Origin of the sequence: Gilliamella sp. Occ3-1 (genome assembly GCF_001690655.1) — a bacterium.
GTDB lineage: Bacteria > Pseudomonadota > Gammaproteobacteria > Enterobacterales > Orbaceae > Gilliamella > Gilliamella apicola_P.
The window spans coordinates 96,679-109,050 of sequence record NZ_LZHQ01000004.1; the positions used below are offsets into that span (position 1 = coordinate 96,679).

Consider the following 12,372-nt stretch of genomic DNA (forward strand, 5'->3'; position numbering starts at 1 on the left):
AAAAGCGCTATAGAGCACTTTTAAAATTTAATTTGAATTAATTAAGAATTAGTGACAACCGCAGCCACCATGGCCACCGCCACAGCAGCCTGTGTTTTCATCATCTTCGTCTTCATGAGAATGTCCACCACAGCCACAACCGCCAAGTCCGTGATCATGACCATGCTCACTATGAATATGCCCGTGAGCAATTTCATCTTCAGTAGCTTCATGAATAGCCAATACTTCAACGTTAAATTGTAAATCTTGTCCAGCTAACATATGGTTTCCATCAATAGTGATGGTATCGCCATCGATAGCGGTGATTTCAACGGGTAAAGAACCATGCTCGGTATCAGCAAAAAATCGCATACCAACTTCAAGTTCATCTACACCAACAAAAACGTCACGAGGAACATTTTGTACAAGAGCATCATTAAAATCCCCGTAAGCATTAATTAGCTCAACGTCAAATTTGTCGCCAATTTGGTGACCATCTAATGCGTTCTCAAGATCTTGTAGCAAGTTACCTGCGCCATGTAAATATTCTAATGGCACTGCCGTAGTTGCTTCATCAACTAAAACACCGTCTTTAGTGCGAACTTGGTATGCTAAACTAACCACTGTATTTTTTGCTATTTTCATTTTTTCTCCAACAAACTTTTATTGAGCAAATTACATTAGATTTTAACGGAAAAAAGAGTATAAGTATTCTAAATTTTATATTTTTGTTCAAAACTTACCAAAAAAATAAAATAAAAAAGGCGCAAACATTTAAGGTTTAGCGCCTTTTTCATACACACTGAGAACAGCTTATTTAAGTTCTAATTCATTCATCGCAGCGATGCTAAATCCACCGTCAACATGAATGACTTCACCTGTAATACCTGATGCTAAATCTGAACATAAAAATGCCGCTGAATTACCCACATCTTCGGTTGTCACAGTGCGACGGATTGGTGTTACTGATTCACAGTGAGATAACATTTTTTTGAAATCTTTAATACCCGATGCCGCCAGCGTACGAATAGGACCTGCTGAAATTGCATTAACACGGACACCTTCAGGACCCATAGCATTTGCCATATAACGCACATTTGCTTCTAGTGAGGCTTTAGCAAGTCCCATTACATTATAGTTAGGGATTGCACGCTCGGCACCAAGATAAGAAAGTGTCACTAATGCTGAATTTGGATTTAGCATTGAACGACATGCCTTAGCCATAGCAACGAAGCTATAAGAGCTAATATCGTGAGCAATAGCAAAACCTTCACGGGTAACGGCATTAACATAATCGCCATCTAATTGATCACCTGGTGCGAAAGCAATAGCATGAACAAAACCATCAAATTTATCCCAAGTTTTTGCAAGTTCAGAAAATAGTTCAGAGATGCTTTCATCATGAGCAACATCGCAAGGTAAAACGATTTTAGAACCAAAATCAGCGGCAAACTCTTCAACGCGTGTTTTTAATTTATCATTTTGGTAAGTAAAAGCGAGTTCAGCGCCTTCACGATGCATTGCTTGTGCAATACCGTAAGCAATTGAACGATTACTTGCAACACCAGTAACGAGTATACGTTTACCTGTTAAAAATCTCATAAATTATTCCTCTAATTTTCACTATATAGTCTAGGATAGTGACGATTATATGTTGATCAAGCCAACTTCGCTACTATAAATTTATTTTCGTTGATAGGTTTTTATTTTATTGTCTAAAATAAATGATTGTTTACCATATTAATATCCTACTATAATAGTCAACTATTGTTTTTTTATAGGAGGTATCAATTTGAATAATTTAGTTTGTTACAAAACATTGCCTATTTGGAATGCTGATACATTACCTGCGTTGTTGCGTCAAAAGCATAATACCCAAATTGGTACATGGGCGAAGTTAGAAATTTTAAAAGGAAGTATTGGTTTTGAAATGTTAACCGAACAAGGCGAAGTGATTACTAAGCATTATTTTGATACTCAGCAGCAACCGCCATTTATATTGCCACAGCAATGGCACCGTATAGCCGAAATATCAGATGACTTACAGTGCCAGTTAGCATTTTACTGTTTGCCTGAGGATTATACTCAAAAAAAATACCAAATGACCAAAACCCACTCCGAGGTAATTAGCGCAACAAAGATTATCCAAACAGGAAAGGCATTGGATTTAGGTTGTGGTTCAGGTCGTAATTCACTCTACTTGCAGTTACAAGGCTTTGATGTTACCGCGATTGATAAATCAGAGCTCAGTATTGGAAACTTACAAAAAATCATTAATGATGATAACCTTAAGCACATTAATGCAATGGTTTACGATATCAATCAAGCAAATTTACTGGGCGAATATGATTTTATTCTTTCGACCGTTGTCATGATGTTTTTACAACCCGAAAGAATTCCAGCTATTATTAATAACATGCAAAAAATGACCAAATCAGGAGGATATAATTTAATTGTCAGCGCCATGTCTACGTCTGATTATCCTTGCTCTGTTGGGTTTTCATTTACTTTTAAAGAAAACGAGTTGCACCAATATTACCAAGATTGGGAAATACTAAAATATAACGAAGATATTGGACAATTACATAAAACAGATATACATGGAAACCGAATTAAATTAAGGTTTGCAACCTTATTGGCTAAAAAGAGATAACAATTACAGGATATATCATCCTGTAATTTAATATATTTGATTAAAGTGTATTTAGTTTTTCGCCAACTGTAAACCAAGCCTTGCGTGAGTTTAACAAATCTTGGGCTGACATCGGTTTTTTCCCAGCAGGTTGCAAAAGTATCATATTTAATGCGCCGTTGCTGGTTGCAATACAAATGCCATTTTTATTGGCTTGCAAAATTGTGCCAGCCGGCTGTTTTGAATCCATTTTTACTACATGGGCTTGCCATACTTTTACAGGCTCACCATTAACCTCAAAATAACTCACTGGCCATGGGTTAAAAGCCCGAACGCAACGCTCAAGTTGCACGGCAGGCAAATTCCAATCAAGTTTAGCTTCCTGTTTTGACAGCTTTTCGGCATAGGTTGCTTGCGTCTCATCTTGTTTTTCAGGTTGGATTTTTCCTTCAGTGATTAACTCTAATGTATCAAGCAAGCCTTGGGGACCGAGTTTTGCGAGTTTCTCATACAGTGATGCGCTAGTATCGGATTGCTCAATAGGACAGGTAAGTTTATAAAGCATATCGCCCGTATCAAGCCCTATATCCATCTGCATAATAGTAATTCCTGTTTTTTCATCGCCTGCCCAGCAAGCACGCTGAATAGGGGCTGCGCCACGCCAGCGTGGTAGTAATGAACCATGCACATTTAAGCAACCTAATCTAGGTATACCAAGTACAGCTTGTGGCAAAATAAGTCCATAAGCAACAACAACCATAATGTCAGCATTTAATTCAGCAATGATTTTTTGATTTTCTTCGGATTTGAGCGTTGCTGGTTGATAAACAGGAATATTATGCTCAACAGCTAATTGTTTAACAGGGCTTGCTGTTAATTTATTACCACGACCTGCAGGGCGATCTGGTTGCGTAAAAACAGCAATTACATTATGGCGTGAGTTAATCAGAGCTTTTAAATGAGTTGCAGCAAAATCGGGTGTACCTGCAAAAATAATATTTAAAGGTTTAGTTGCATGTGGCATAACCGTTATGTCCATAATCAAAAATTTATCTGAATTATACCCGAAATTTTAGTGAGAATCTTTAATCAAAAAGCGTTATGGATATAATAAGTGTTTTTAATTAGTATCAAATTTGACAATAATAACTATATAAATAAGTTATGCTGAATTATATCTTTTTTATAAATATTAAGAATTGTATTTTTTATAATAAATATAAAAATAATTTATGGCTAATTGTTTTTATTAAAATTTACTCAATAAGAAAATTAGAATCAATGAATTATCTGAAATTTTTATAGAAAGAATAACAATCTTTACAATGCGATGCTAACTAAGCAAAGTTAGAACACTAAATAAGAATGTTTGCTGAGGCATTAGGAATTTTGTAGAGAATCGCCACAACTTGAACATAATCAACATTATTGGCTAAAATTTCCGAAACCTAACGCCCCTAAACTCGAAACTAAAGCGTCTTTAACCAAGCTGTAACATCGCTACCTAAACACTTGTGTCGCATTGCGTATTGAACAAATGTTTGTATATAACCGAGTTTATTACCACAGTCATGGCTACGGCCTTTTATGCAATAGGCATCAACACGATCTTCTTTAAGTAACATGGCAATTGCGTCGGTCAATTGAATTTCGCCGCCAGCACCTAATGGAGTTTTGGCAAGTAGAGGCCAGATTTTTTCAGATAGAACATAACGTCCAACAACAGATTGGTTTGATGGTGCTTCTTCAACTGATGGTTTTTCAACAATGCTGTACATTTGTGCAACATTACCTGCAGATAGTTCTTCACCACAGCAATCAACAATACCGTAAGAAGAAACTAATTCTTTTGGCACGGGCTCTACCATGATTTGACTATGTTTAGTTTCATGATAATTTTTGATCATTGCGGCTAAATTATCGCTGGCAAGGTCACTTTCGTATTCATCAATAATCACATCAGGTAAAACAACAGCAAATGGTTCATCACCAACTATTGGATAGGCGCATAGTACAGCATGACCAAGTCCTTTTGCCAAACCTTGGCGAATGCTGGTTATTGTTACATGTCTAGGTAAAATACCTTGTACTTCTTGCAATAATTGGCGTTTAACACGCGCTTCTAATATAGCTTCTAATTCAAAACTAGTATCAAAATGGTTTTCAATTGAGTTTTTTGATGAGTGTGTAACAAATATAATTTCAGTTATGCCTGAAGCAATACACTCTTTAACTACATATTGAATAAGTGGCTTATCAACAACGGGTAGCATCTCTTTGGGGATAGCTTTAGTAGCTGGTAACATGCGTGTTCCCAAACCTGCAACAGGGATAACTGCTTTTTTTATTTTTCCATTCACTGAATTGTTTAAATTTGAAGTCATTTTATTTCCTTAAAACAAATTAACTAATAATGTTGCTATAATTACTTCACTACGGTAACCATTAACAAATGTATTTTTGACTCACACTGACTTTTATATATGAGTAAATCATCTACTCATTTTTGTATCTGTTTAGTGGTTGATAAATCGTTAGATTCAATTAGTAAAGGATTATCTATGTCTTTAGCTAAAGAATCAATAGCGATATAAACAATTTGGCAATTTTGTAACACGGCTTGCCTTACTACAAATTTTGCTTTTCGGTCACGCGCTTCTTTTTGTGCTTTGCTGATGTAAAGATTATCATATCCATCATCATATAAAGAGGCTCTTTCGAATAAATTTGGTGTTCGCCAAAATGTCTGTTTGGGATAATTACGAACAAGAATTTGATCGGTTAATTTGCCTTTTATTCCCGCATAACTATTGGGCAAATGTTTGCTTTCTCGACTCTGGATAATATAAACATGTTGATAGCTTGGTTTAGTTGAAGGGAGTGGGTTTAATAAAAATTCAATACCTGATAGGTTTGAATATTGACAATTTTCTATAGTTAAAGGTGCAGTTCGAAAGTTTAACGAGCTACACCCAACAAGTAAAAATAATGTAACTGTAAATAAAATACGTGACATTTTACTAAATATATTTAAGACGTTAAAATATTTGTAGACAGTCTATAACCTTAGTTACATTTTATCACTCACTTTTTCGGCTGTATGTGAAATGGCTTTTCCACCTGATTCGACATCTTGACCAACACCTTTTACGGTGTTACATCCAACAATAAGCGTTGTCATTGCTATACCTAATATTAACATTAACATTTTATGGAACATAAAAATACACTCCTTTATTAACATGATTGTTTTAGTGCAGCAAATGCTTCTGCCACACGTTCGATATTATGGTGATTTAAACCCGCTACACACATTCTTCCGCTACCCACCAAATAAATAGCAAAATTATCTTTCAATTGTGTAACTTGCTCTTTACTAAAACCAGTATAACTGAACATGCCCTGTTGTTTTACTAAATGATCAAAATGACAATCAGGTGCTGCTTTTTTTAATAATTCAACTAGAGTTGATCGCATGGTTACGATGCGAGTTCTCATCGAGTCGACTTCTTTTAACCATTGTGCCTTAAGTTCTGGATTATTTAAAACATAACTCACTAACTGCACGCCATATGCCGCTGGGGTTGAATAATTTTGGCGAACAGTTGCTTGTAACTGTCCTAACACGCGGTTAGCGATCTGGTTGTTATCACATAAAACGGATAATCCTCCCACTCGTTCACCATAAAGTGAAAATGTTTTCGAAAATGAGTTACTAACAAATCCACACAATCCTACATCTGCCATTTTTCGAATCGCATAAACGTCTTGTTCAATACCTTTGCCAAAGCCTTGATAAGCAATATCCATAAATGGAATAAGATCTCGTGCTTGTAAAACAGCTATTACTTTATCCCACTGTGCTTGCGTTAGATCGGCGCCAGTTGGGTTATGGCAACAAGGGTGTAGCAAGGCTATGCTTTTAGCTGGTAGTTGATTTAATGTTTCAAGCATTGCTTCAAATTTTACGCCACATGTTTGTTCATCAAAGTAAGGATATTGGTTTACTTTAAAACCTGCACCATTAAAAATGGCGATGTGATTTTCCCAAGTTGGATCGCTTACCCATACTTGTGAATTTGGGAAATAGCGAAATAAAAAATCAGCACCTATTTTAAGAGCCCCCGATCCACCTAAGGTTTGTATCGTTGCGATACGTTTATCTTTAGAGGCCGAATGATCTTCACCAAATAATAAAGATTGAATCGCTTGGCAATAAGCTGGTAGGCCACTCATGGGTAAATACAATTGAGCATCTTGGTTGTGATGATAGATATAATCACGCGCCGTTTTAATACATTGTAGTTGAGGCACTATGCTATTTTCATCATAATAATAACCAATACTTAAATTTATTTTGTTGTCTCGACTATCATTAATAAATTCAGTTACTAGTGATAAGATGGGGTCCCCTGCGTACGGCTCTACTTTTTCAAACATTTTTACAATCCAATTGGTACAAATAATAAATAATTGTAGATTATTGCACCAACTCTATTGGCGATCAATCATTAAATAATAGTTTAATAGCAAATAATTAAGTTGATTTTTGGTTGGAAAATTGCCGTTTTTAATAAGAGGAATTAAAGAACAAAATAACCCCAAAAATTATGTTTTTATATTAATTTTATACTGAAACACATAGTTACCTGAAACTTTTTGACAAAAATTAGCACCCATTGGTGCTAATCTGATAAGCAAATTTATTTAGCGGCAATAACTTCGATTTCGACTTTGGCATCTTTGGGAATTCGAGCTACTTGTACGCAAGAACGTGCAGGGAAAGATGCATTATTTTCAATAAAAAAGGCTTCGTATACTGCATTTACCGTAGTAAAGTCATTGATATCGGCTAAGAAAATAGTCGTTTTAACGATATTACTTACTTGATAGCCAGCCGCAGTGATGATCGCTTTAACATTAGCTAAACTTTGTTTGGCTTGCTCTTTAACACAAGTTGGCATTTCACCAGTTGTTGGATCTAATGGAATTTGTCCTGAGGCAAATAACATATTACCTAAATCTACTGCTTGAACATAAGGCCCAATAGCTGCTGGCGCTTTATCAGTACTAATTATTTTTGCCATGTCCGATTTTCTCCTTTTTAATTTATTCTGCTTTGTGATTATTAAGAATCGTCTTTTTCTCTTTCCTCATTTCAGCAGGAACACAATTTTGTGTCAAGTCAGTGCAAAATTATGATCGTGGGACTTATTGAAATTTTCTGATATGATAATGGCAATTTTTCATTTATTACGAGAGTTAATATGTTCGAGAATTTAACCGACCGTTTATCACAGACATTCCGCAATATTAGTGGTCGAGGAAGATTATCTGAAGATAATATCAAAGATGCATTGCGCGATGTTCGTATGGCACTACTTGAGGCAGATGTTGCACTACCCGTAGTTCGTGAATTTATTAATCAAGTTAAAGAAAAGGCTGTTGGATTAGATGTCAATAAGAGCTTAACCCCAGGTCAAGAATTTATCAAAATAGTTCAGGCAGAATTAACAACTGCTATGGGTGAGGTTAATAGTTCGCTCAATTTGGCAACTCAACCACCCGCAGTGATTTTAATGGCAGGTTTGCAAGGGGCAGGTAAAACAACGAGCGTTGCTAAGCTAGCTAAATTTTTAAAAGAAAAACATAAAAAGAAAGTGTTGGTTGTTTCTGCCGATGTTTATCGCCCTGCTGCGATTAAACAGCTCGAAACGTTAGCTAAGGCTATTGATGTTGAAGTTTTTCCATCTGATATTGCTGAAAAGCCAGTCAATATCGTTAATAAAGCAATTTCTCATGCTAAATTGCAATTTTTTGATGTGTTAATTGTTGATACTGCAGGACGTTTGCATGTTGATAGCGATATGATGGATGAAATCAAAGCGCTCCATCATGCTGTCAATCCAATTGAAACGCTATTTGTGGTCGATGCTATGACAGGGCAAGATGCCGCTAATACCGCTAAAGCGTTTAATGATGCATTACCGCTTACTGGTGTAATTTTAACAAAAGTTGACGGGGATGCTCGCGGCGGTGCAGCGTTATCAATTCGCCACATTACTGGTAAACCGATTAAATTCTTAGGGATGGGTGAAAAGACAGACGCTTTAGAGCCATTTTATCCTGATCGCATTGCTTCACGTATTTTAGGTATGGGCGATGTGCTATCTTTAATTGAAGAATTACAAAGTAACGTCGATCGCGAAAAAGCAGAAAAAATTGCCAAAAAGCTAAAAAAAGGTGATAAATTTGATTTTAACGATTTCCAAGATCAGTTAAAACAGATGCGTAATATGGGCGGAATGGGGGCTTTGTTAGCTAAATTACCCGGTGTTGGTCAACTTCCTGATCATATTAAAGCACAGATGGATGATAAAATTACCATCAAAATGGAGGCAATCATTGGTTCAATGACATTAAAAGAGCGTGCTAATCCTGAAATCATTAAAGGTTCTCGTAAACGCCGTATTGCCAACGGTTCGGGAACTCAGGTTCAAGATGTCAACAAGCTGTTAAAACAGTTCGAAGATATGCAAAAGATGATGAAAAAAATGAAAGGTGGCGGCATGATGAAGATGATGCGCCAAATGAAAGGATTAATGGGCGGTGGTATGGGATTACCTCCTCGTTAAGTCATTAATACTAAATTTTCAATTAAATGAGTTATATCTGAGTACTTAGTAACTGTTAACTATAGCTTGCCGTACAACCACTATCGCACTTATAAATAGTGCAATAGTGGTTTTAATTATTTAATTGTTTGGTTTACTCGATTTTATTTTTACTGGACGACTCATAGTTAGCACTGTACCTATTGATGAGGTAATAATAAAAATAATGGCTAAGCACTGGTAGTGGGTTAGTTGTTCATGCAAAACAATGAATCCAGAAAGCGCGGCAAAAACAGGCGATAAGCTCATTAATGTACTAAATGTTTGTGCCGGTAATTTTGGTAGTGCAATCATGTCTAATCCATAAGGGATTGCTGATGCTAATAATGAGACCAGAAAAACCATTGGGAGCAATTCCAACGAAAACATGGTACTGCTACTTTGCCAAATTCCAATAGGAAATAAAAAGCACGAAGCAATGACTGATCCAATCGCTACGCTGGCTGAGCCATAAATAGTGCTGGCTTTGCGTCCAAATAAGATGTAACACGCCCAACCACTTCCAGCTAATAGCGCAAATAAAATACCCTTGGGATCTAAATTGCTTGAAGCTTGTTCAATGGGTAAAAGCATAGCCAAGCCAATAATAGCAACACCTAACCAAATGAAATCAAGTACTTTACGCGAGGAGCACATCGCCACCATAATTGGCCCTGTGAGTTCAATGGCAACTGCAATACCTAGCGGAATTCTTGCGATTGCGTTGTAAAACGCTAAATTCATACAACCAATTGAAATACCGTATAAAAAAATGTATTTTAGTGCTTGTTTTGTCAGTGTTTTACGCCACGGCTTGAATATTAAAATTAGCATAATTGCTGAAAAAAATAATCGCCAAGCTGTCATCCCTTCAGGCCCTAATACAGGAAACAGATATTTGGCTATTGAGGCACTGCCTTGCACTGAAATCATCGAGATAAAAATTAACAAAACAGGCCAAAACCTTTTAAGCATAAATAATTACCTTAAATTTAATTTATTGTATATGAAACTATTGATAAAAAGTTTCCGATAACTATGTGTTTGAGTATAAAAATATACTATCAATTGATTTGTTGGCTAGTTAGTTTTCTCTTTTTACTGACAATAAGGCAAGATCTTGTAACGCTTGTTTATAAGGCGAATCAGGTAAAATTGCGATAACGTCAAACGCTTTTTGCGCTTCTTTTTGGGCTGTTTGTAACGTAAAATCTAGCGAACCACATTCGTCCATGATGTTTAAAATGCGATCTAATAATTGTCGACCATTACCTTGCTCTATTGCTTGGCGTATTAATGCCGCATCTTGGGCGTTTTTTGTGTGGTGCATAGCATGTAAAAGCGGTAGAGTGGGCTTGCCTTCGTTAAGATCGTCCCCTAAATTTTTACCTAATTTTTGGTTGCTATCAGCGCTATAATCGAGTAGATCATCAATGATTTGAAAGGCTGTGCCTAAATATTTTCCATATTCTTGTAAGGCGAGTTCTTGCTTCTCACTAGCTCCAGCTAGGACAGCAGCAGAATGCGATGTTGCTTCAAATAGACGTGCCGTTTTTCGATAAATTACATCTAAATATTGTTCTTTTGTGATATCTGGATCGTTACAGTTAATCAACTGTTGTACTTCACCTTCAGCTATTACATTGGTTGCAGCCGACATGATCGTCAATACTTTAAACGATTCTGTACGTACCATCATTTGAAAAGAGCGTGTGTAAATATAATCGCCAACTAATACGCTCGCGGCATTGCCAAAAAGTGCATTGGCGGTTGATTTGCCTCGGCGTAAATCGGATTCGTCAACAACATCATCATGCAATAAGGTGGCAGTATGAATAAATTCAATAAAAGCAGCAGTGATAATATGTTTATCGCCTTGGTAGTTGAGTGCTTTGGCTATTAATAATGCGATAACAGGACGTATACGTTTGCCACCACTACTAATGATGTAATTGCCTAATTGATTAATTAAAGCCACATCAGAAGTTAGTTCTGCCTGTATTGCCTCATTTACTTTGACTAAATCATTTTTAACAAGATCGAGTATTTGATTCATTGATGGAGTATTCATCAGCCTAACCACTACAAATAATAGATATTTATTTTCTATTATCTGATAAATATCTTTATGCAACAAGGTATCATCCATCTTATTTTAAAATAATACTACAAATGATAAGCATTTTCATTTAGAATAACTGTCATTAAGTTAAATATGATTATTATTATGAAGATTAACTTTGATATAGATCTCGATGATACTAAGGCCCCTTTGAGTCCAATTAAAAAAAAACCTAAAAATACCTATGTATGTACATCAGTTTCTGTATTGTCGCATCTTATCTTATTTGCTTTGCTCTTTAGTTCTGCCTTGTTTGCTAAAAATGTTGCTGTTGATGAAGGCGATAATGCGATTAAAGCTATTATGGTCGATCTATCGCAATTTGCCGCCCCTGAACAATCATTAGTTGAAAATACCCCTGAAATTCAAGGTGCGGAAAATAGTGAACTGATCGATAACAAACAAATTGAAGAAAAACCAGTTGATCCTGTTGTTGAACCTGAAGTAGTTAAGGAAGAAAATCCTGAATCTATTCTCGAAAAAATATCCGATAAATCAACGGTTGAACCCCAAAAGGAAGTTGTAGTAAAAAAAGAGAAAAAGCCGAAAAAAAAGCGCAGGCCAGTCCAAAAAGCTTCTCATAAACAAGTTAGGCAAGAAGTGGTTAGTGATAATTTGGCAAATACCTCTGTTGCACCCAAACTTTCAAATAATCGCCAATATTCAGGTAATCCTTCTCCAATTAGACGGAATCAACCTGAGTATCCACGCCGAGCGCTTGATATGCGCTTAGAAGGCTACGTGGTAGCAATGTTTGATATTAACAGGGATGGGCGAGTTGAAAATATTCGCATTGTTGAAGCAAATCCTAATAATATATTTAATCGTTCGGTAATAAATGCCATGAAAACTTGGAAGTACAAACCAATTCCAGCAAAAGACCTAAAAATTAGGATTATTTTTAACCGTGATAAATCAATTAAGTTGGATTAATAATTAGGTAGATGAAAACAAAAAACCGTAATTTTTATTTTAAAAATTACGGT

General features: G+C 36.0%; 13 protein-coding genes. 3 read left to right on the forward strand and 10 right to left on the reverse strand.

Annotated features, from left to right (window positions below):
• Positions 1 to 48 precede the first annotated feature (48 nt).
• Positions 49 to 624: a peptidylprolyl isomerase gene (gene slyD, locus A9G43_RS01275; RefSeq protein ID WP_065605956.1), complete on the reverse strand. Its 576-nt coding sequence runs from the start codon at positions 622 to 624 to the stop codon at positions 49 to 51.
• Positions 625 to 792: 168 nt separating this feature from the next.
• The gene (gene fabI / locus A9G43_RS01280; protein ID WP_065605958.1) at positions 793 to 1,581 is read right to left on the reverse strand and encodes an enoyl-ACP reductase FabI; all 789 of its coding nucleotides are present in this window, start codon (positions 1,579 to 1,581) and stop codon (positions 793 to 795) included.
• A 190-nt stretch (positions 1,582 to 1,771) separates the two neighbouring features.
• Between fabI and tehB the strand changes: the two genes are divergently transcribed.
• Positions 1,772 to 2,632 carry an SAM-dependent methyltransferase TehB gene (tehB, locus tag A9G43_RS01285; RefSeq protein WP_065605960.1) on the forward strand — a complete coding sequence of 287 codons (861 nt, stop codon included), beginning with the start codon at positions 1,772 to 1,774 and terminating at the stop codon, positions 2,630 to 2,632.
• A 40-nt stretch (positions 2,633 to 2,672) separates the two neighbouring features.
• Here tehB and fmt read toward each other — a convergent pair whose 3' ends face one another.
• From fmt to A9G43_RS01315, 6 genes are all read right to left on the reverse strand, one after another.
• Complete coding sequence (gene fmt, locus A9G43_RS01290) at positions 2,673 to 3,635, reverse strand: methionyl-tRNA formyltransferase (RefSeq protein WP_065605962.1); 963 nt, start codon at positions 3,633 to 3,635, stop codon at positions 2,673 to 2,675.
• A gap of 445 nt (positions 3,636 to 4,080) precedes the next feature.
• A complete protein-coding gene (gene galU, locus A9G43_RS01295) occupies positions 4,081 to 4,995 on the reverse strand; it encodes a UTP--glucose-1-phosphate uridylyltransferase GalU (protein WP_065605964.1) in 915 nt (304 codons plus the stop codon).
• A gap of 116 nt (positions 4,996 to 5,111) precedes the next feature.
• Positions 5,112 to 5,627, reverse strand: a complete 516-nt coding sequence (locus A9G43_RS01300) for a hypothetical protein (protein WP_065605966.1) — start codon at positions 5,625 to 5,627, stop codon at positions 5,112 to 5,114.
• Between the two features lie 54 nt (positions 5,628 to 5,681).
• A complete protein-coding gene (locus tag A9G43_RS01305; protein ID WP_411588277.1) occupies positions 5,682 to 5,813 on the reverse strand; it encodes an entericidin A/B family lipoprotein in 132 nt (43 codons plus the stop codon).
• A 35-nt stretch (positions 5,814 to 5,848) separates the two neighbouring features.
• Positions 5,849 to 7,051, reverse strand: coding sequence for an amino acid aminotransferase (locus A9G43_RS01310; protein WP_065605968.1), 1,203 nt, complete (start codon positions 7,049 to 7,051; stop codon positions 5,849 to 5,851).
• A gap of 263 nt (positions 7,052 to 7,314) precedes the next feature.
• Complete coding sequence (locus tag A9G43_RS01315) at positions 7,315 to 7,698, reverse strand: RidA family protein (protein WP_065605970.1); 384 nt, start codon at positions 7,696 to 7,698, stop codon at positions 7,315 to 7,317.
• Positions 7,699 to 7,878: 180 nt separating this feature from the next.
• Between A9G43_RS01315 and ffh the strand changes: the two genes are divergently transcribed.
• Complete coding sequence (gene ffh / locus A9G43_RS01320) at positions 7,879 to 9,246, forward strand: signal recognition particle protein (RefSeq protein ID WP_034915314.1); 1,368 nt, start codon at positions 7,879 to 7,881, stop codon at positions 9,244 to 9,246.
• A 120-nt stretch (positions 9,247 to 9,366) separates the two neighbouring features.
• On the opposite strand, the gene A9G43_RS01325 is transcribed toward ffh, so the two are convergent.
• A complete protein-coding gene (locus A9G43_RS01325) occupies positions 9,367 to 10,239 on the reverse strand; it encodes an EamA family transporter (protein ID WP_065605971.1) in 873 nt (290 codons plus the stop codon).
• Between the two features lie 109 nt (positions 10,240 to 10,348).
• Positions 10,349 to 11,335 (reverse strand): octaprenyl diphosphate synthase, encoded by a 987-nt coding sequence (gene ispB / locus A9G43_RS01330; RefSeq protein WP_065605973.1) that lies wholly within the window; start codon positions 11,333 to 11,335, stop codon positions 10,349 to 10,351.
• Positions 11,336 to 11,491: 156 nt separating this feature from the next.
• On the opposite strand from ispB, the gene A9G43_RS01335 reads away from it, so the two are divergent.
• Complete coding sequence (locus tag A9G43_RS01335; protein WP_176701677.1) at positions 11,492 to 12,319, forward strand: TonB family protein; 828 nt, start codon at positions 11,492 to 11,494, stop codon at positions 12,317 to 12,319.
• Positions 12,320 to 12,372 lie beyond the last annotated feature (53 nt).